This window comes from Neobacillus sp. PS3-34 (assembly GCF_030915465.1).
GTDB lineage: Bacteria > Bacillota > Bacilli > Bacillales > Cytobacillaceae > Neobacillus_A.
Genome location: NZ_CP133267.1, coordinates 4,614,731 through 4,635,961, shown reverse-complemented (window position 1 = coordinate 4,635,961; position 21,231 = coordinate 4,614,731). Strand labels below are relative to the sequence as shown.

At 39.8% G+C, this 21,231-nt stretch carries 20 protein-coding genes and 1 pseudogene; 17 read left to right on the top strand and 4 right to left on the bottom strand.

Annotation, left to right across the window (positions count from 1 at the left end):
- Positions 1-98: 98 nt before the first annotated feature.
- The 10 genes from RCG23_RS24395 (at position 99) to RCG23_RS24350 (ending at position 8,229) form a co-directional block, all read left to right on the top strand.
- Positions 99-1,070 (top strand): acetylxylan esterase, encoded by a 972-nt coding sequence (locus tag RCG23_RS24395; RefSeq protein ID WP_308177785.1) that lies wholly within the window; start codon positions 99-101, stop codon positions 1,068-1,070.
- Between the two features lie 308 nt (positions 1,071-1,378).
- A complete protein-coding gene (locus RCG23_RS24390) occupies positions 1,379-2,149 on the top strand; it encodes an NAD-dependent protein deacylase (protein ID WP_308177784.1) in 771 nt (256 codons plus the stop codon).
- Positions 2,150-2,426: 277 nt separating this feature from the next.
- Positions 2,427-2,804, top strand: a complete 378-nt coding sequence (locus RCG23_RS24385; RefSeq protein ID WP_308177783.1) for a hypothetical protein — start codon at positions 2,427-2,429, stop codon at positions 2,802-2,804.
- 15 nt (positions 2,805-2,819) lie between these two features.
- Positions 2,820-3,242, top strand: a complete 423-nt coding sequence (locus tag RCG23_RS24380) for an SRPBCC family protein (protein WP_308177782.1) — start codon at positions 2,820-2,822, stop codon at positions 3,240-3,242.
- Positions 3,243-3,575: an ArsR/SmtB family transcription factor gene (locus tag RCG23_RS24375; RefSeq protein WP_308177781.1), complete on the top strand. Its 333-nt coding sequence runs from the start codon at positions 3,243-3,245 to the stop codon at positions 3,573-3,575.
- Between the two features lie 205 nt (positions 3,576-3,780).
- Positions 3,781-4,308 (top strand): DinB family protein, encoded by a 528-nt coding sequence (locus tag RCG23_RS24370; protein ID WP_308180170.1) that lies wholly within the window; start codon positions 3,781-3,783, stop codon positions 4,306-4,308.
- A gap of 143 nt (positions 4,309-4,451) precedes the next feature.
- A complete protein-coding gene (locus RCG23_RS24365; RefSeq protein ID WP_308177780.1) occupies positions 4,452-4,778 on the top strand; it encodes a general stress protein in 327 nt (108 codons plus the stop codon).
- 84 nt (positions 4,779-4,862) lie between these two features.
- The gene (locus tag RCG23_RS24360) at positions 4,863-5,612 is read left to right on the top strand and encodes a hypothetical protein (RefSeq protein WP_308177779.1); all 750 of its coding nucleotides are present in this window, start codon (positions 4,863-4,865) and stop codon (positions 5,610-5,612) included.
- Positions 5,563-6,885: a NosD domain-containing protein gene (locus RCG23_RS24355; protein ID WP_308177778.1), complete on the top strand. Its 1,323-nt coding sequence runs from the start codon at positions 5,563-5,565 to the stop codon at positions 6,883-6,885. The genes RCG23_RS24360 and RCG23_RS24355 overlap by 50 nt, the downstream gene beginning before the upstream one ends.
- Positions 6,886-7,053: 168 nt before the next feature.
- Positions 7,054-8,229 (top strand): M20 family metallopeptidase, encoded by a 1,176-nt coding sequence (locus RCG23_RS24350; RefSeq protein ID WP_308177777.1) that lies wholly within the window; start codon positions 7,054-7,056, stop codon positions 8,227-8,229.
- 125 nt (positions 8,230-8,354) lie between these two features.
- On the opposite strand, the gene RCG23_RS24345 is transcribed toward RCG23_RS24350, so the two are convergent.
- Entirely contained in the window at positions 8,355-10,622 is a 2,268-nt protein-coding gene (locus RCG23_RS24345) for a LysM peptidoglycan-binding domain-containing protein (RefSeq protein WP_308177776.1), read from the bottom strand.
- A gap of 223 nt (positions 10,623-10,845) precedes the next feature.
- On the opposite strand from RCG23_RS24345, the gene RCG23_RS24340 reads away from it, so the two are divergent.
- Positions 10,846-12,114, top strand: coding sequence for a LysM peptidoglycan-binding domain-containing protein (locus tag RCG23_RS24340; RefSeq protein ID WP_308177775.1), 1,269 nt, complete (start codon positions 10,846-10,848; stop codon positions 12,112-12,114).
- 370 nt (positions 12,115-12,484) lie between these two features.
- Positions 12,485-12,841, top strand: a complete 357-nt coding sequence (locus RCG23_RS24335) for a DUF805 domain-containing protein (RefSeq protein WP_308177774.1) — start codon at positions 12,485-12,487, stop codon at positions 12,839-12,841.
- Between the two features lie 225 nt (positions 12,842-13,066).
- Here RCG23_RS24335 and RCG23_RS24330 read toward each other — a convergent pair whose 3' ends face one another.
- Positions 13,067-14,062, bottom strand: coding sequence for a hypothetical protein (locus tag RCG23_RS24330; RefSeq protein WP_308177773.1), 996 nt, complete (start codon positions 14,060-14,062; stop codon positions 13,067-13,069).
- A 152-nt stretch (positions 14,063-14,214) separates the two neighbouring features.
- Positions 14,215-15,126 (bottom strand): DMT family transporter, encoded by a 912-nt coding sequence (locus RCG23_RS24325; protein ID WP_308177772.1) that lies wholly within the window; start codon positions 15,124-15,126, stop codon positions 14,215-14,217.
- A gap of 156 nt (positions 15,127-15,282) precedes the next feature.
- On the opposite strand from RCG23_RS24325, the gene RCG23_RS24320 reads away from it, so the two are divergent.
- Positions 15,283-16,683 carry an aminotransferase-like domain-containing protein gene (locus RCG23_RS24320; RefSeq protein ID WP_308177771.1) on the top strand — a complete coding sequence of 467 codons (1,401 nt, stop codon included), beginning with the start codon at positions 15,283-15,285 and terminating at the stop codon, positions 16,681-16,683.
- 55 nt (positions 16,684-16,738) lie between these two features.
- Here the strand turns inward: RCG23_RS24320 and RCG23_RS24315 are convergent.
- A pseudogene (locus RCG23_RS24315) lies at positions 16,739-17,508 on the bottom strand (SDR family NAD(P)-dependent oxidoreductase).
- A gap of 367 nt (positions 17,509-17,875) precedes the next feature.
- Here RCG23_RS24315 and RCG23_RS24310 point away from each other — a divergent pair.
- The 4 genes from RCG23_RS24310 to RCG23_RS24295 all read left to right on the top strand — a co-directional run bounded on the left by RCG23_RS24310 (position 17,876) and on the right by RCG23_RS24295 (position 21,215).
- A complete protein-coding gene (locus tag RCG23_RS24310; protein WP_308180169.1) occupies positions 17,876-19,171 on the top strand; it encodes a cation:dicarboxylate symporter family transporter in 1,296 nt (431 codons plus the stop codon).
- Positions 19,168-19,365: a hypothetical protein gene (locus RCG23_RS24305; RefSeq protein WP_308177770.1), complete on the top strand. Its 198-nt coding sequence runs from the start codon at positions 19,168-19,170 to the stop codon at positions 19,363-19,365. Before RCG23_RS24310 ends, RCG23_RS24305 begins: the two co-directional genes overlap by 4 nt.
- A gap of 210 nt (positions 19,366-19,575) precedes the next feature.
- The gene (locus RCG23_RS24300) at positions 19,576-20,070 is read left to right on the top strand and encodes a GNAT family N-acetyltransferase (protein WP_308177769.1); all 495 of its coding nucleotides are present in this window, start codon (positions 19,576-19,578) and stop codon (positions 20,068-20,070) included.
- 296 nt (positions 20,071-20,366) lie between these two features.
- Positions 20,367-21,215: a VOC family protein gene (locus tag RCG23_RS24295; RefSeq protein WP_308177768.1), complete on the top strand. Its 849-nt coding sequence runs from the start codon at positions 20,367-20,369 to the stop codon at positions 21,213-21,215.
- Positions 21,216-21,231 lie beyond the last annotated feature (16 nt).

The window sequence follows — 21,231 nt, the reverse complement described above, 5'->3', positions numbered from 1 at the left end:
TCCAGGATAAGGATCATACTGTATCCTTAGAATTTTCATTTGGCTTGTATATTAGCAGAACGATATGTTGTTGGAATGCAATCGAAGGGATTGAGGAAATGCTGCGTCAAGTAGGTGATCTATCATTGGAAGAGATGCGAACATATAAACCGGCACTGACAAAACAAACGGATTTCGCTTCCTTTTGGGAGAAGATGAAGGGTCATATTCCTGAAAAGGTTGAAGCAAATATTAAATGGATTTCCTATCCAGTAAAGCAAGTAAATGTGGCTGATGTTACGATTATTTCCTGGGATGGAACTCCCTTAATAGCATGGTTGATCGTACCGAAAGATATTCCTGAGAAAATGCCGGCATTATTACATTTTCATGGGTATACAGATAGCAGGGGATATGTGAATCAATATTTAAAATGGGCATTGCAGGGAATCGCGACGATCAGCTTTGAAGTCCGTGGACAGGGCTTTTCCCCTGATTTCGCAAGGTATCCGAACGGTACCCAAATACAGGGCTGGATGACGTTAGGGCTGGAAGAAAAAGAGAAATATTATTATGCAAATGTCTATAAAGACGTGCTGGCATGTGTAAAGTGGGCTTTTTCTCTTAAGAACCTTGATACAACCCGTGTTGGATCCTTCGGTGAATCCCAGGGAGGAGCACTTGCGCTTGTTGCCGCTGCATGGGAAAAAAGAATCCGAATGGTTATGAGTGATTATCCTTTTTTATCTCATTTTGAGCGGTCTTTAAAAATTGCTTCCTCTCCATATACTGAAATTTTAGCTTACTTCAAATTTAGAGACTATGAAATGGCTAACTATGATCTGGTCTTAAAGAATCTAAGCTATTTTGACGTAATGAATTTTGCACCAGAAGTCACTTGTCCTGCACTCTTGTGTTCAGGTTTAGAAGACAATGTTACTCCGCCTTCCACTGTATTTGCTGTTTATAACCATTTGGCAAGTCATCAGAAAACCATAAAGGTTTATCCCGAATTTGGCCATGAATTGATAGCTCCCCAAGAAGAAGAACGAATGCATTTTGTTTCCAGGTATTTATTAGAGGGGGAGTAAAACATGCTGATCAATGGGAAGACTGCTAAACTGGGGAGGATATGGCAAATCTACAGAACATACGACTTTTGAAAATTTGGGGAATGGTTTGTCCTGGGCAGCCGCAGGAAGCAGCTAATCTTGACAGAAAAATGGCGGCTGTTTCACATATGGAATTTAGATGTAGAAAAAACAGAATATGACTTAATGATAAGAAGGACGATCCTATCAATTTACGTTGATAGGGTATTTTTTTGTATACTTAAGATATATAAAAAGAAGATAGTATATGGAAGAAAAATGCAGTTTGTGATTTAGGAGTGTGCAATATGGGAGACATAATTCAAACCTGTTCAGACCTTATCAAAAATTCAAAGAACATCATCGTGTTAACCGGTGCCGGAATCAGCACAGAATCTGGTATTAAGGATTTCCGGTCCCGGACGGGGATTTATCAGATGGCACCAGAGTACATCTTGTCACTGGAATATTTTTTAAATCACCCGAAGGAGTTTTATCAATTTGCAGTGGAAAATCTGTATCATCCAAACGCAAATCCAAATAAAGGCCATGAAATCCTGGCTAAATGGGAACAAGCTGGAAAGGTTTCGCATATTATTACGCAGAATATCGATGGTCTCCACCAAAAGGGGGGAAGCCAGAACGTGATAGAGTTTCACGGAACAATGAAAACCGCAGCGTGCATGAATTGCGGATCAAAATATTCAATTGAAGAAATGGTTTCCCGGATGGAATCGATGGAAAATTATTATGTATGCAGCCAATGTGAAACGAAAAATAAAAGAGACCGCTTCATTAAACCGGATGTAGTCCTGTTTGGTGATACTGGGGACTGGTTTACAATCGATGGCTTTAATACCATTTTGCAAATGGTCCACCAAGCAGATTGCATCTTGGTTTTGGGCACAAGCTTAAAGGTGACCCCATTCTCTACTTTTCCAAATTATCGAAGGGAAGATGTTCCATTGATTATTATTAATATGGGAGATACTCCTTATGACTTTGAACCTGATACATATGTGTTACCGAAGTCGATTGGTACAGCATTAGAAGAAATCGATATGAATTTAAAAAATTAAGCGGTTCATAATTATGATGGTGATCATTTCTAACTGGTTCCGATATACGTATGACTATAGCAAGCTTTGATCAGACAAGAAAAAGTTCGGTTTAAGCTATTTTCATGTCTTCCTCATGAGTTTTGTCCAAAACGGAATAAAAGGTGAACGGGATTTCATCTTTATTATGGAAAGCAAATGAAGTTTTTAAAGTGGATAGCTTGACTAAAAATACGAGATATCATATATTTTAATTATGAAACCAAATGGTTTCGCTTTTATTAAGGAGTGTTTCTGTATGGAAGAATTATTGAAGAAACTGCGCTATAAAGAAGGGCGGACACTGGTGCTAAATGCGCCTGAGGGATACAGCCTTGGCATAGAAAGTGATATAGAGCCCGAGGGTACATATGATTTTGTCCAGCTTTTCGTGAAAAATAGTGAAGATGTGAAAAAATGGTTTGCAGAAACGATTCCCTTTTTGAAAGAGGATGCCTTGTTCTGGGTTATTTATCCGAAGAAAAGCTCGAAAATCAAGACAGATATTAACCGAGATGTATTATGGAAGCTGGTAGAGGAGGAGACACCTTATCGTCCTGTTAGCAATGTAGCCGTGGATGAGACTTGGTCTGCCCTTCGTTTCCGTCATACAGATAAAGTGAAAACAAAAAAATAAAAGGATGGTACGAAAATGGAAAACAATGCACAGTTAACAGATATTATTCGCAAGGTAGTCTTCAATGCTTCGATTCAAAAGGTATGGAATGCGGTCGCAACCTCGGAGGGACTGGAGGCATGGTTTATGCCCAATGACATGGAGCCAATAGAGGGCCATGAATTTCATTTAAATGCGGCCCAGTTTGGGATGTCTCCCTGCAAGGTTACAAAAGTGGATCCGCCATATACGCTTTCCTTCAGATGGGGAAAGGATTGGACGCTAACCTTTGAATTAAAACAACTGGAAGGCGGAACAGAGTTTACACTGATCCATTCAGGCTGGGATGCAAGCAAGGTTACCGAATTTGGGGCACCACATGCTGCTGTTAGAAACAATATGGAAAATGGCTGGGAAGCTATGGTCGAAAACAAGCTTCGTGGGTATGTTGAGGCTTAAATGGGTGCCGAAGCTGCTAGACATGATGTATTCCAGGCAATTGCCGACCCGACCCGCAGGCAGCTATTAAAACTGCTGAGCCAGAAGGAAATGCCGGTCACGTTGATCAGTGGACACTTTCCGATCAGCCGAACTGCAGTTTCTAAGCATCTTCGTGTCTTGGCTGAAGCTGGCCTTGTACATGAACGCAAAGCAGGACGGGAAACGCGATATTCTTTGAATGCCGAGCCCTTGCGTGAACTGCAGGACTGGCTCCAATATTTTGAGTTGTTTTGGGATAATAAGCTGGCTGCACTACAGCGTATTCTTGAGGAAGATGACAAAAATGAATAAAATTGCTATTAAGTTGGCCTTTTCTCTATTTAAGGGGAAGGCCAGTTTTTATTTTTCGATATAAAAAAGGGCAACACTGAAATAATCAGTTTGCCCTTTTCTTTATGTTCAAGTTAATTATACCATTATTATCCAAAAAATATCAGTCTTTTTCTTTTCTATTTTACTGGTAATCTTAAAAGTGAACGTGATAGGGGGTAGGATGATGATAGATTATAGAATTAGGCCGATGGAAGGCTTTGATGACAAGCTTGGTGAACTTGTTTCTATGCTTGAACATGCAAGAGGCGTCACATTAAAAGATATATCAAGTCTAAGTCAAGACGATCTGGATTACTTGCCAGGCGAAAGCTCCAACTCGATTGGTGCTCTCTTAATGCATATTGCTTCAGTTGAATTCGCGTATCAGATTATCTCATTTGAACATAGGGACATCAATGAAAATGAACGGTTGAAATGGGAAGCGGCTTTAGAGCTTGGGGACAAAGCAAAAGATGAAATTAAGGGCAAACCGCTTGATTATTATCTGAATGTTTTATCCGAAACGAGAGAAAAAACATTATCACTCCTTAAATCCCAAAAAGACAACTGGCTGTATGAGGAGCAGAATTGGGGTACTCCTATTAATAACTACTGGATGTGGTTCCACGTTATGGAGGATGAAATTAGCCATCGTGGGCAAGTAAGAACCATTAAACGATTATTGAACAATAAGGTTTCGGTTTCCAAATAAGCGGACCTGCTTTCAGCCACCTTCTAATAGTTTAAAAAATCTAGTTGATGGGAAAAGATTAAATAAGACATTTTTTTTGAAAGATTATTGAGTATCATTTTTGTTCCATTTTGATTAATTGGATTTTCACTGGAGGAAGATGGATGTACACTTTCAATATAGCCGATGATATTGCAAAGGTAAAAGAGACCGTTAATCTCTATAATAGAGAAGGTTATTTACTCGATGATATTTTTGTATTTGCGTATGATGAGAAAAAAGCTGAAGAGATTATAGATTTAACCGACACGAATGATAACTCTCTTGAAGAAGAAGGAATCGTTGATATTATGGCTTTTTTTCATACAAGCCGAGATGAAGAGCTTCGTGACAAAATGATATCGTTGGGATTGTCGGAGGAGGAAGCCCGAAAGTTAGAGAAAGAGCTTGAAAGCGGAAAGTATGTTGTCATCGGTTGTAAATCGGATTAAGATGTCTTGCCCCGTATAGGGGTGAGGCATTTTTATATTTTTTCCGAATTGTTTCAAAATCTTGTAAATGAAAAAGGTGTAAAAATGAAAAATAAAACGGATTTTCAAAATGGCGAGTTTTATGTTCCTACCGAACAAGTCGATTTATCAACTAAATTCCTTCCAGGAATGGCTGAAAACCTCCGTAAAATAGAAGACTACCTGAATTATTCATTACCAAAAGGCACGGATCCTACCGGTAGAAAACAATCGACAAAACAGCTCCAAGAGTTATTTGATAATGCGGCAGATGGGGACACCATTTTGATTCCACCAGGTACTTATTGGGTAGAAAAGAACACTGCTTTAAAAGATTTTCCGAATAATGATCAACCTTGCTTACTTCTTCGCGGCAAGAAAAATATTCGGGTGATCTCCTGGGGAGTCACGCTTGAAACGCGGATTCATGCTCAAGGGATCCTTGAGCTTCAACTCTGTGAAGATGTGGTAATTGAAGGCCTAAGAACAAAAGGGTACGGGAAATTCCCGGCTATTGATCCAGTGACCGGCTATGGTGAAAAAGGAACAATTGCAGGTGGTTATCCTACCTCTGGCTATTGGAACTATTGGAAAAACAACAGCTATGATTCAAGTGGCAGTAATAAAAATGACGGTACGCCATTCGAAACCTTCGGCGGTGGCTTTATTGGTAATGTCGGCTCAGGGGTTTTGATTCACCGGGGGTGTAAGCGCGTTACCCTGTGGAAATGTGAGAGCTACGGATTCAATTATGCCGGATTCCTCATTGGCCAGCCTCGGGGATTACTATCCAACCGATTTAGGATATCCAGATAACTCCGATATCACTTTTTTACATTGCTATGGGCACGATAATTATTCAGCAAATTTTGCCATGTCAGCTGTTGAACGGCCGCAGATTACCAGTTGCTTAGTGGAACGCGCCGGCCACCCGGATGCTTCGAAAACTCATACATATGTGGATCCTGGGTATGGCATTAATATGATGGGCACCAATTATTCAAAAGCACTGGATGCCTTGTTCCAGGGGAATACCATCCGCGGCAATAAAAGAAAAGGTATTGATGCCCACTCCAGCGGCGGCATGATTGCAACCGATAATTTTATTTCCGATTCTATGGTCTGTGGTATTTTTTATGAATGGACTAATGCTGTGCAATATAGTCGGGATTCTATCATTGCCAATAATAAGATCGTAAATTGCGGCTATGCCAAAAATCCTATTGCCGCGATCGCTCTTGATGGAGAGCAAGGAGGTACCAAGAAGGCACAGGAATTGAATGCGCTAGTCAAAAATAATCATATTAAAAAGTGCTTTGGCACCTATGGAATTATTTTTGCAGGGGCTTTTGACCGTGTGTCGATCGAAGGAAATCTCATTCACGGAGTTCCGGACCAGCTCGATAAAACCATCACTACTTTTACTCCGTATGGGATTTATTGCGGTTATTCGGTGGCTACGCAGCCAAACTTTACCGGAAATGTTAATAATAATGAAGTTGATTTCGAAGATACCGCTGTGCCGGTAGGCATAATGGTACGAAATCTTCAGGAAGGTTCGGTGATGGGAAATACCGTAAAATTAACGCATAACTCAGTCAAAAATGGTATTCGACTCTGGAATTGTGACAGAGTCGGCGCCGTTGGCAATACCGTAAGGCTTGGAACATTTGGAGAACCGTTAACCCCCGAAACCAATGGCAAAGTTTTGGCAAATACTTTATCAGGGGGAAATGCGGTCTATCAACCGATCCAAGGCCAGCCGATCGCTTTTCGAATTACAGCGAACTCTGGGAATGGTGTGGTCACATATAAAGCGGGAGATCAATTCCTTGATTCAATTGTATCGGATCCAAATGGCTTGGCTATAAATCTGAAAAATGTATCACCTGGAACGAATCCGCTTGTAAAGGTTATCGATGCTAGTTCTGGCGGTCTAACGGCTGGTTCCACGGTCATGGGATATTATTATATCCGATCTGCAGCACATACACAGGTTGTTATTGGAATCAAAGCAAGCCCAAGCTCGAGCCATACTTCTTTCAATACCTTAATAAAGGGCGGATTGGATATTGAAATTACTATCTAGTGGCGCAGTTGTTTTTGATTAAACTGTTATTATTATAAATAAAATCCTTACCTATTTGAAACTTTTTAAATTTTATATAGTGAAATTCCTATTCGAATGAATTATTATAATAATATATGATTTTTTATACAAATATTAGATTGCCATTTGGGGAGTGGAGATAGCAAGATGAAGCAAAGAATAATAGATGAAATTCAACGTTGCCAAGAAGATTTCAATAATATTAGCATATACATTGGCGAGAATCCGGAACTTGGGCATGAGGAATTTATTGCGTGCGCAACTTTAACAGAAGAATTAAAAAAGCATGATTTTCAAGTGGAAATTGGTACTTGTGGTTTAGCAACTGCCTTTACTGCTACATACGATAGCGGTAAACCAGGACCTGTTATCGGATTCATGGCAGAGTATGATGCACTGCCGGAGCTGGGCAGTGCATGTGGCCATAATTTGATTGGTACAATGGGAATTGCAGCAGGTATTGGTTTAAGCAAGGTTCTCCATGAAACTGGTGGAAAGGTGATCGTTTTTGGTACACCCGCTGAAGAAACAAAGGGCGGTAAAGTAACCATGGCTGAAGCGGGCATTTTTGATCAGCTCGATGTCGCGATGATGGTTCATCCGCTAGATAGCTACATGAAGAGCGGGTCGTCACTCGCGATGGATGCGATTCAGTTTGAGTTTTTTGGAAAGGCTGCCCATGCCGCTGCCAGCCCGCATATGGGTATTAATGCATTGGATGCTGTCTTACAAACGTTCAATAGTATTAATGCACTGCGCCAGCATATCACATCCGATGCAAGAATCCATGGAATCATCACAGAGGGCGGCAAGGCTGCCAATATTGTGCCTGATTATGCCGTAGCCCAATTTTATGTCCGTGCTGCAAACCGTGAATATGTGAATGAGCTCGTTGAAAAAGTGAAAAAATGTGCGGAAGGTGCGGCCTTTCAGACAGGGGCTACTGTAACATCTTCTTTCTATGAATTTTCTTATGATGACATGATCACCAATAACGGCCTTTCAAATATCTTTACTGAGCAATTGGTTGAATTGGGAGTAAATGAAGAAGAGATTTATTCACAACGCGATGGATCAGGCTCTCTAGACATGGGGAATGTCAGTCAGGTGGTGCCGTCGATTCATCCATATATCAAAATTTGTAATGAGGCCTATGCATGCCATACACATGAGTTTCGTGAAGCAGCCATGAGCGGGCAGGGAAGGGAAGCCATGATTTTGGGTGCGAAAGCAATGGCACTCACTGGATTTGAAATTCTGACAAATGGAGAGCTGCTTAAACAGATCAAAGCAGAATTTGAAAGCAGAAAGGTATTAGTTTAATCCGAACGTGACCTTCATAAGGGCCATGAAGGACAAAACCGCATATGTAGAAAGCAAAAATGTCTTTCATTAGGCACTAGATACAAAAAAGGTAAGCAGATGATAATCTGCTTACCTTTTTTATTTTACTTTGCAGGTATGATGAGCTTTTGACCAATATACAAGTATTTGGTTGGATCGAGCTTGTTAGCATCAACGATTGCCTGGGTGGTTACACCAAATTTTTGGGCAACCTTCCAAAGTGTATCACCTGATTGAACAGAGTACGTAGTAGTGGCAGGAGGTGCAACAGGAATGATGAGCTTTTGTCCTACATACAAGTATTGTGTTGGATCCAGCTTGTTTGCATCAATAATAGCCTGTGTCGTTACACCGAATTTTTGGGCAACCTTCCAAAGTGTATCACCTGATTGTACAACGTATGTTGTCTGGGCAGGCTGTGCCACAGTAGGAATTGTGAGTTTTTGACCTACATACAAGTACTTTGTTGGGTCAAGCTTGTTGGCATCGACAATTGCTTGAGTGGTTACATTGAATTTTTGCGCAACCTTCCAAAGCGTATCACCTGATTGGACTGTATACGTCGTACCAGTTACTGGCTGCTCAGGCTGTGCTGCCTGGCCAGGGATCGTCAGCTTTTGTCCAACAGAAAGATACTTTGCAGGGTCAAGATTATTTGCATCCACAATGGCCTGGGTTGTCACATTGAACTTCTGTGCTACTTTCCATAATGTGTCACCTGATTGAACCGTATATATTACCGAGTTCGTTCCAGCAGGAGTAGTTGGCTGTGGATTCGGATTTGACCGAGTAGCAACAACTGATTTTTGAACATATCCTTCATAGATTGTGCTGTTAATTGTGAAGTTCACTTTGAACCAATCTGTTGTTTCATCTAGAATGGTTACTTGTGTACCAGACGGAATCGTTGCCAACACATCATAGGTAGTTCCGGCACCTTTTCTTGAAATCGTTTCTGTAACGGTCGTTCCTTTAATATCTGCAACATTCATTTTTTTTGCCGTGTTCTCACTAATTGTCGTATTTCCTGATAAATCCTTTACTTCAAACGATAAAGTATATGCTCCATAAGGGACTACCTGGCCGCTATCATCCTTGCCATCCCATGTTTTATAGTTCCATCCGCTGTTCAGCAAGCCAAAATCGCTTGTTCGAACCGCTTGTCCCTGGCTATTTTTCACTGTCATTTTTACATAAGCATCTTCACTTAAGTAAAAATTAAGCTGGGCCGGGTTACTTTCATAAGGCGAAAAACGATTAGGTACTGAATCAAGTGTAAGAACCGGTTTTACCGTGTCATTTGCCGCAGCATAATAGTATAAATTATAGCTACTGTCCATTGCCACTAATGCACCATCAACTGCTGTATATGGCTGATAGTTCACACCTGGCTCAGTCATTGTACGGGCAAGCTGGCCATTGTAAATGTCCAGCCATTTAATCACGCTGTCACCATTCACAATGATATATGATGGAGTCAAAATGATCGGGCCACGTGTATTTGAACCTGTTTTTGTTTTCCAAAGCTGGGCTTTAGTTATGCGGTCATATGCTGTAACATAACCATCTGAAGTTTTTGTAAAAATTGTCGCAGCATTCATTTCAAAATCGAAATTCGATTGGACTGTAAAATTCCAAAGATCTGCACCGTTAGTTGCATCAAAAGCCTTCATTTTGTCGTAACTATTCACATATATCTTTCCATCTGTAAAGAAAAGCTTTTGTGAATAATAATCTACATTGGTCGTTGTCCAAAGAGCTTGAGCTGTCGAAGCATTTATCGCATACATCTTGCGGACCATATCTATCTGATTGTCAGTTACAAAGTAGATATTTCCATTGCCGACTGCAATATTGCTGTTTGGCTTTTCACGAGTCGGGAGAGTATACTCCCATTTCTGTTCGCCATTCGCTGCGTCTAATGCGACAACTTTTCCGCCAGTGAATCCGTAAAGAGTTGAACCATCAATTGCTATATTTGATAAGGTGAAAGGTTTTGTCCATAATACCGTAGCACCTGTACCATTATCCTTCAAAGCGGTTAACGTGCCATTTGCCTGGAAGAATAGAATATCATTTATACCGCTGAATTGATAATATGCTGTATTTGCATTTGTGGCATATTCCCATTTAATTGAATGGTCTAATGCATTTATAGCGGTAATTTTATTACCCTGACGTTCAGGTACATAAATTGTTTGATTTTGCACAACAGCATGGTTGAATTCATGGAACTGTGCTATATCTGTGGTGATTTTTTGCTTTAAATCAACATTTAAAGGTATGTTTACCTCTGTTGATGCGGAAGCATTCGAAACCATTAAGATTGAAAATAGTAAGAAACTAGTCATTGCAAAGAGTTTCTTTAACATCTGCTGCGTTCTTCCTCTCGTTGTATGTTTAATATAACGAAAGAATAATATCATAACAGAAGGCTTTTGGAATACAGGAAACGGATGGATAAATAGGTAAATTGGTACTCAGCATTCAAACTTGGTGATAGCGTTTACTTTTAAACACTGATCTGATGATATTTTGAGTATATTACAGCCCACAAATAATAAAATGATTTTAAGGATAGGAGGAGAGAGGGGCATGAGTATCCATGTGGTCAAATACGGAGATTATTTATGGGGGATCGCGAGTCAATACCGTACGACAGTGGCAGAAATATTGAGGGTGAATGGCCTGCCGTCTTCGTTAAAACTTGTCCCTGGACAGGCGATTTATATCCCTGACGAAACAACCGTATTACGTTATTATGTAATAAAACCAGGCGACAATTTATGGAAGCTCTCACAAACCTTTCGGACAGATATACAATTAATTTTAAATGCCAATCCGAGCATGGACCCAAATCATTTATTCGTTGGGCAAAAAATAGCTATTCCCTCACCTGAAAAACTTCCTTTAGCCACATTGGGATTTATCATTCCTTATTCTCAAGAAACCTTCCTCACTGACTTCGAACAGATTTCAAATCAGCTCACTTATTTAGCCATAACTGCCTATTCTTTAACAGATCAGGGCTTTGCTTACAATGTATTGGAGGACCGGAAAATTGTAACGAAAAGCCGCGAGGTTCATGTTATCCCGCTATTAATGATCCGAAATTTAAAGGGAGATCAATTTAGCCCCGAACTGATTGGGGCAGTACTTGAAAATGAAATATATAGAAGAAACTTGGTTTTAAGCATTACCAATCTCGCGAAGCAAAGAAATTATGGGGGAGTGAGCATTGATTTTGAATTTATCCCTCCGCCGAGAAGAAAAGATTTTAATCGATTTTTAACTGAGTTGAAAAAAAGTTTGGAAAACCTGATTCTCCATGTAAATGTACATGCTAAAACGCAGGATTTACCACAAAATCGGATTGTAGGTGCATACGACTATCATGCAATCGGGAAGGCAGCAGATATTGTTGCCGTTATGACAGTCGATTATGGATATCCAACTGGTCCGCCTGATCCAATTTCACCTCTTTGGTGGCTTGCTCAGGTCATCCGCTATTCACTTTCACAAATCAGCCACCCAAAGCTGCAAATCGCACTATCTTTATATGGCTATGACAAAGAAGTAAAAACGAATGCGACAAGTGCTTTTTCCGTCTTAGCAGCACAAAATCAGGCGATTACTTTAGGAGCTCCAATCCAATATGATCTTAATGCCCGATCTCCCTGGTATCGATATTGGAAAGATAAAATCGAGCATATTGTTTGGTTTGAAGATATCAGAAGCTACCAGGAAAAATATAATTTAATTGATCAATACGAATTACTAGGGGCAACTTACTGGCAATTAAGCCTTCCAGCACCACAAAATTGGAACTATCTTAAAAAGAATATCAGAGTGTTGAAGAGTTGATGAATTCTTATTTTCAAAAGTTTTTACTATAGCTTAAATTATTTAGAAAATAGTGCTTACACAAGAAAGTAGATTTGTGACGGTGGTTATATTCATTTCATTGTTCGAGTATGAATAAAGTAAACAATTTTTTTGTATGCACTATGCATCTCTCATAGTAAAAAAGCCTGACCCTCATTAACTGAAATTCTGAGACCTGCCAATTTTCTTCTTTTTCTTATTAAAAGCCAATATTCCATAGTGATTTTAAACGGTGGTTATCAATTTGGGTGGCCGGCAGAAACATATTTTCAAGTTAAGGGGGGGTATTTTTCAAAAGCACTAAAACCCACATGCTAAATAATTTTTTACCTTCTGAGGGGGAATTTATATGCAATGGTATTTGAACGTGTTAAAGAATTATACTGGATTTTCAGGGAGAGCAAGGCGTAAGGAATATTGGATGTTCTTTCTTGTCAATGCCATCATATCCATCGTGCTTTCCATCTTGCAGTCAGTCGCGGATCTGAATAATTTATTAACAGGACTCTATTCATTAGCGGTTCTGCTTCCGTCCATAGCTGTTGGAATTCGCAGACTTCATGATACCGGAAGAAGTGGTTGGTGGCTTTTAATAGCCCTTATTCCTATAGTGGGCGGCATTATTCTGCTTGTATTTACTTGCCAGGATAGCCAGGAGAATGAAAATCAGTATGGACCCAATCCTAAAAAAAGTAGTTTAATTTAATTAATAATCATAAAAGCACCTCTCCAAACGGAAGAGGTGCTTTTTCATCGTCAAGGAAATAATAAAATTAAATGATGTGGATAACTTTTATGAATTTATATTAATCTAGCTTCAGCGCCCAGCCCCTCGGGGTCATAAGCCAAATCACTCCAGAAATCAGGATTTCCTGCGTGATTCGACTTATGCCTGTCGGGGCTAACCAGGGCGCTTACGCTTTTTGCCCTGTCAATAGAATAAATTTAGCCATGTTATGAAGTTATCTGAGTTTCTATCGGTCCATTGACTGCACAATAAATATTTTTCACCATGAAGTTTATATACCTTTTTCCAATATCGCTGGTTGCCGTTGAGCATTGATTGGTCTATAATCGGCTGGTCATCATTTACCTTTTTTAACAATGGGTAGTCGATATCTAATATTTCTTTGCAGTATTTTTTGTCCTGTGAATGCTGGATTTTTTCAGGAGAAATTAGATTCTTTGATATTAGCTTTGCCATTTCCCTGCGTACGAGGGGACCGATTTTTACACCTTCTGTTTTTATGGAGATTTCAATTGGATCTTCAAGTGTTTTTGTTGCTGCAATTTCGGAAGATGCCTTTTCGGACGGAAGTGAAGACTCTTGTATGTCGGTAAATGAAGTTGTCAGCTCCCTGAGTGGTTCATAGACGATTTCTTTAAAATTATGGTTGGCCAAAAGGGTAAATTCAAACTGGAACCCCAATTGCTGAAAAACCTCTTTTAACTCGTTTACGATGGTTGCAAGAGGAACGAAATTGGCGTTGTTTATTTTTGGAGAGGCAAAGATGATGTTACCTTGAGCCAGATTAAAATGCCCGTAAATTAGCATGGCTGTCTTCACCATACTTGTAATGATTCTTTCTGGCTGAATCATTGCACCTGATTCATTCCATTCTTCCTCGAACAATGCGATATTGACGCCGTAAATATTAGCGACCATTCCGCCATTAATTTGCAGGCCAAGCACATCTATTTCCCCATACTGGAGGAGCTTTTTACAAGATGTTGACTGTTTAAACAGACTGTAACCGTATTGCTTTCGAAAATATGATTTTACTTCATTTATAGTTTCCAGTATTCGATCTTCATTTTTCAGTTCCCAATTATGGATAGACGCCATCCAATTTAATTGCACAGATTGGCACTGCTTGATATGACGCAGCCATGAATGCAACAATAATTCGCCCATATCATTCTTCATCTTTTTTCCTCCTAGAACCAACAATAATCTAACTACTTTCTATTAAACTATTTTCTAGTAAGAAAATTCAAATATTTTATCGAAATTTATCGAAATTTGTTGGTAACGACAGTAGGGATTAAATTAGTAATTAAAAGGAACCCAGCCTCGGATTAGGTTTTATGCAGGTTTCTCTTTGAAATTATCATTTTTAAACCATCTGCATTCACAAGGATTATCCCCATTAAAATCGTTAATGCACCGATTCCCATTGACCAGGTAATGGTTTCCTGATACAGAACGGAACCGAGAATCAAAGCGATGATAGGAGAAACAAATAGCCAGGTAGAAGGGAATACCGGGTTTGTTTTCGCAACGAGCCAATAATAAATGCTGTGGCCAACCATCGAACCCGCCACAATTAAGTAAAAGAGAGACCCAGCTGCATTTATGGAAAACAAAGAATCGAATTTCGGGTGTTCGGTAAAAAAAGAGAGTACCATCAGCATGGCGCCCCCATACATCATTTGGACTGCGTTTAGTGCAATAGGCGGAATCTCGGCAAAACGTTCCATCACATGTTTCGAATAAAGAGTACCCGATGCGTAAAAAATTTCACCCAAGAGGATGACGAGGCAGCCTAGCAGCCAATAAATGCTCGCCTCAAAGGTTAGGCTTGGAAGCAATAATAGAGAAACTCCAATCATGCCAATCAAGCATCCTATTAACGATTTTCCGGATGGTGCTTTTTTTAAGAAAAAGCTTTGAATAAAAATGATCATGATCGGTCCAGATGCAGACAAGACGGCTGCTACGCCAGAGGTAATATGCTGCTCAGCCCAATAAAGGGTAGAAAACGTCCCAAAGGTCAGACCGATCCCAATAAGTGCTAATTCTCCACGAAGGAAGAGGGAAATCCTAACTTTTCTTCTGGTAACCAGCCAGGTAAACAGCAGAAGGCCAGCAATAAAAAAGCGGATTCCCGCTGAAAAAAACGGAGCGAAGCCTGCATCGATTCCCACTTTTATGGAGAGGAAGGTGGTTCCGAATATTAAACACATCACGAAATATCCTAAAATAATCATTAAATATTCCTCCTTTTATTCTATAATAAAAGAAGATGAACAGAACAGAATACAACGAACAGAACAGATGGTGAAAATAGATGATATTCTGTTTAAAATGGCGTTTTTAGCAGCAGTAAAATATATGAAAAGAGACTGATAAAAGGGGGCTGGCAAATGGCGGAACTTAAAAGCAAGCCTACTCCTCTCTACAAAGAGGTGTATGATTATATTTTAAATCGGATCGTTCGAGAGGAATGGCAGGAGCATGACAAGCTCCCGTCTGTTCGCGACCTTGCAAATACGTTAAGTGTCCACCGGTTAACAGTCTTTAAGGCCTATCAGCTTTTAAAGGATGATGGCAAGGTATATGTTAGGGATAAGTCAGGTTATTTTGTTCAGGGGCATGCTGAAACAAGAGAGTTCTCTTCCTTGTTTGAAAAGAAAAGCCGGCTGTCGGAGATTCATCGGATCCCGGTAACCTATCAATTTTCACAAGCGCTAATTGATCCTAATTTATTGCCAAACCATTATTTTTCAGCATATGTAAAAAAGGTGTTTGATTTATATCCGAAGGTGCTGGGAACGTATTCCACCATCCAGGGAGACGAGGAATTGCGGGCGACGCTTGCCGGTTATTTTTTTAAGCGCCATGGATTGGATCTTTCAGCAGATGAACTGCTGATTACCTCCGGTGCCCAGCAGGCCATCCACTTAATTGCCCAGCTCCTCATCAAACCAAGGGATATTGTTTTGCTGGAAAGGCCCAGCTATAGTGCGGCAATTGAGATTTTTCGCAGCCAGGGAGCAAAGATCATTCCCGTTGACATTACGAAAGAGGGGTATGACCTTGTACAGGTGGAAGCTTATATGAAGGCATATAAACCCGTCCTTTTTTATGTAAATCCGACCTTTCAAAACCCGACCGGCTATACAGTGCCAGCTCATCAGCGAAAGGCATTAGTTGAGCTGGCTGAAAAATATCGATGTGTCCTCGTAGAAGATGATACATATTTTGATATTTATTTTGAAAAAGAGCCTCCAGCGCCGATCTTTAAATATGATAGTGAAGGCATGGTTGTCTATATTCGCAGCTTTAGCAAGTATATAGCACCGGGCTTACGGATTGCTGCCATAGTATGCAGACAGCCATTGATGAACCATCTTCTGACCGCTAAGTCATTGACAGATAACGGATCTCCTCTACTAAACCAGAAGATTTTCCTGCATTATTTTACCTCAGCAAGAATGCAGCAGCATCTTGAGAAGCTGCGAATCGCATTGAGCATCAGAAAAGAGATTCTTGAGTCGGAATTGAAAAATACGGGGTGGGAGTGGACTAGTCCTGATGGAGGCCTTAATTTGTGGATCAAAATTCCTACATCACTCGATACAAACGAGCTTCTATCCAAAGTTTTGGAAAACTCGATTTCCTTTGTTCCAGGCATTATTTTTGACCCATTAAACGAATTGCAATCATATATCCGCTTAAGTTATTCCTTTATTAATGAACAGCAGCTTAGGGAAGGGCGAGGAAGCTCGTTAATCTTTCAAAAAATAATACTAGATAGCAAGTAAAAGCCGAAGCGGGATAAACGATGCTTCGGCTTTTTTGCAAGGAGGCAGGGGCCATTTAGGAATCAGACCTGGCATTTCGATTTGCAAAGGGATAAATAGGATCACGAAGCTTATATTCATACGTTAATCCATCTACTATTCCAACCACTTTTTCACTATCATAAAGGTTTAGCATAAAACCTGCCATTTCTTTAGCAGTATGAAATTTTGGTATAACCCCGTTATAGTCGAATTGGTCGACATCCAAAGATCGTTTCGCAAATTCTGTTTCTGTTGCAGCAGGGCCAATACCTTTGCACGCATTTTTGCGCCATATGCCTTCAGTTCATGTGCAAGCCCTTCAGTAAATGCACTCACATAGAATTTTGTAGCACAATAGGTGATGGCATCAGCAACGATCGTATAGCCACCGCCAGACGAAACATTAATCAGTTGTGTTCCTTCAACAGATGAGTAATCACGAACGAAAAGAGAGGATAGGATTGTTAATGCCTCGATATTTAAATGGAGCATTGTTTCGATTTTGTTTAAATTTTGTTCCCCAACTGAAGCAAAATTACCAAATCCCGCGTTGTTTATCCACGTTTCAAGTTGGAAATCCTTCAGCCCTTCATAAAACTTATAAACATTTTCAGTAACGGATAAGTCAGTTGTCCGAATGATAACATCTAAATCGGGATTGATTTGAGTGATTTCTGTCTTTAATTGCTCCAGTTCCTCTGTTCTGCGGGCAGCAATGATCAGGTTCTTGCCACGAGCAGCGAATGCCAGGGCAGATTCATATCCAATCCCTGAACTTGCGCCGGTTATAACTGTATACTTCATTATGTATCCTCCTTAGTGAATCCACATATCCATTTTATTGTATCAAAGTTAACATTCTTTATTCGAGTAATTAGATCTGTTGGGATGACAGTATAGATTGATAGACTAGCGGGAGTCATGGTAGTAAATTAAATTATATTTGCACGACTTTAGTAGGGTTAATACAAAATCTAATAGTTAATTAATCTATTTTGCAGAAAATTCAGTTTATATTATTTTCACACAGGGTATATTCCTAAAAATTAACAGATTAATGAAAAGTCTCTTTAGCTTCAGCCTTTTGAAAACGCATTCTCGACTGAATGGTTGGTCATACCAGTTCTGGATGATCAAAATCCACAAAAGGAGATGATGTATAGTGGCAAATATGGACATCAATACACTTAGCAGCAAAGACCTTGAGCAGGACAGCTTTGAAAGCAGGGAGGCTCAGAAAGAAGGATTACAGACTAAAAATCTTTTTAAAAGTATCCCTTTTCCATTTTGGGTATTCATCACTCTCGCCACAGGTTTTCTTCTCGGTTTGTTTTTTCCTCATAACGCTTTCGTTCAAACACTGGCAAAAAGCGGAGAGATTTTTCCGAAAACGATTGTAACCTTTGCCACTGTCATCATTTTTTTCCTCCTTTCTGGTGCAACGATTAAACTGATCACTGTCCATAAAGATAAGGCAGGAAAATTGTTTGGCCGCATCTTTCTTTTATACCTTGTTCTTGGGCTGGCAGCATTAGCATGGGCAGGCTTGTTCATCAAGGTGATTGTAGGGGTTGATTTTGACACAAAAGGAGCACATGCTGCAGGATTCGGTACCCTTATCACTGGTATATTTGGAACATTTAAAACCATTATCACGCAGCATCCATTATTGCAGGTCCTAGTCGCAGCGGTTTTCATTGGCTGGCTCGCATCTAGTAATAAACGCTTTGTTCCCGTCGCCAACGGGATTATGAAAATTAGTGATCACATTTTAGGATTCTTTAAAAAGCTGCTCTGGTATTACCCGATTATGATTGGATGTCTCGCTATTAATATTCCGCTTAAATTCGGAACAAATGGAGTAGCTGCCTACGGAAAAACGGTCCTTTGGGTAATGTGCATGGCCTTAACGTGGACCGCTGTCATGCTTATCGTGACAAAGCTCATTTCAAAAAGAACCTGGAAACAAATCTTGTCATACTACATTACTGTTTTCTCAACAGGTTTTGGTACGGGCGGTTCTTACGATACACTTGCCGTTAATATTATCTCCGCTGAAAAAGATCTAAAACTCAAACCTGAATTCGCTGAAACATCCATTGTGTTCGGAACTGTTTTGAATAAGAGCACTGCTACAATGGCTGTTTTAATAGTCACTGTTACGACATGTGAGATGATGCATATTCCGCTGTCATTTTCGGAAATTCTCTTACTTGTACTTCCGCTCTGGATTTTAGGGTTGGAATCGCCCGGAGTACCAGGTGGAGCTGGATTCTTTATGTCACCGGTTATCGCACTCATTCTTCAGGTGCCTGATCCGGTACTCTTTACAACGACTTTTATCACGATGTATTCAGGATTAATACCCATGATCACAACTGCAGTAAATACTACAGATGATGGTTTAATCGGAGCTATGGTCGAGGATCGGTTCGCACCAATGGAAAAAGAGGAGGCAAGAACATGAAAATAGTTGGATATCTATTATTTGCGATTGGAATGTGGATGATGGTAGCTCCCCAGGCAGTACTTGGGATTGAGCAATTGAAGTGGATGGCTGAATATGCCTTTCCAGGGGAGGCACTCTTAGGAGCAATAGTATGTGCCGGATCTTTATTATTGTTGAAAAATGATTCATATCAGCTAGAAGGGAAGAATTAAGTTTTTAAGCTTCAAAATCCGCAGGCACTATGCGAATTTTTTCAAAAAAGAAATATACTATTTAAAAAGTTGAGAATAAGAAAGCCCGCACTATATCCAGTGCGGGCTTATTGGAAATTTAATCTTTATACTATATTTTCACTTAGGAAATAGGAGGAATTCCTTCATTTTATAAGAAATAGTTAATAGAGCGTTTATGGGGGAGATTAAATGATTATAAGGAAGGCAGTTCAGGGCGATGCTTTAAATTTATTGAATTTAAGGATGCAAGTCGAGGAATCAAATTTTATGCTATATGATCCAGGGGAAAGGAACACGACAGAAGAAAAGCAAAGGAGGTTAATCGAATCCATGGAAGCAGAAGACAATTCAGCCATATTTCTGGCGGAAGAGAACGGCGAATTGGTTGGCTTTCTATTTGCAATGGGAAATAATATTAATAGAATTCGACATTCTGTCCATGTAGCTGTTGGTGTTGGCGAAGCTTTTAGAGGAAATGGTGTAGGAACGATGCTCTTCCAGAAATTAGAGGCATGGGCAAAAAGCAAACAAATCCGCCGCCTCGAGCTGACCGTAATCGAGCATAATATTGCGGGCAGAAGTTTATATGAAAAAATGGGCTTTCTGATTGAAGGTACAAAAAATGATTCCCTCTTTGTTGATGGAAAATTTGTAAATGAGTTTTATATGGCGAAGCTGCTGTAGGAAAATCTCAAAAATATCAAAAAAATAATCCACCCTTGAGTTTGCGGCTCAGGTGGAATTAACCGGACATGTTACAGCATGTTCGGCTTTTTTAATTTATGCGGTTATTACTATTTAAGATACCCCGTAATGAGAGTAAAGAAAAAATTAAGCAGTATATTCCTATTCTTATATTAATAATTTTCGAATACAAAACCTCTTACTTGAAAAAAGGGGTACCATGACGTAAACTTTGAAAAAAATAATAAGAATAAGTTGAAGGTTAATGAAAATCATATGACAGGAGGGGAATAAGAATGAATTTTCATGGCAAGCCAAACACATTTGTAAGCCAGGTGGATTTAAAGGTTTCCAATTTAGAACGTTCACTTATCTTTTATCAAAATGTTGTCGGATTTAAAATACTAGAACAAACCGCCACAACAGCTAAACTTACTGCAGATGGTAAAACACCAATGTTAACGCTGGAACAACCGGCAAGGGCTGTCTCAAAACAACGAAATACTACAGGACTGTATCATTTCGCCATTCTTTTACCACAACGTTCTGATTTGGGGAGGGTATTGGAGCATCTTATTCAGCTCAATTATCCACTGGGAGCAGCAGATCATTATGTAAGTGAAGCTCTTTACTTACAGGATCCGGATGACAATGGGATAGAGATATATTGGGATAGGCCAGCCTCAACATGGGACTGGAAAAACGGGGAAGTGGCAATGGCGACGGAGCAACTGGATGCAAGAAGCATCTTGGCAGAAGGTAAAGGTATGCAATGGAATGGTCTCCCTGAAGGGACTATCATTGGGCATATCCATTTGCACGTATCTGATTTAAATAATACGGAAGAATTTTATGTTAAGGGTTTAGGTTTCAATGTTGTAAATCATTTTGGCAACCAGGCTCTTTTTATTTCTACAGGTAATTATCATCATCATATCGGTTTAAATACTTGGGCAGGGGAGGGTGCTCCTGCTCCTTCAGAAAATAGCGTCGGGTTAAATTGGTTCTCAATTGTGCTTCCAAGTGAGGATGCTCGAAAAAATGTGATCAACGAATTAGTGGGTATGGGGGCATCGGTAAAAGAGGAAGATGGTGTCTTCATTACCGCAGACCCTTCAGGGAATCGTATACAACTGCTGGTTTAATTAGAAAATAAGTATA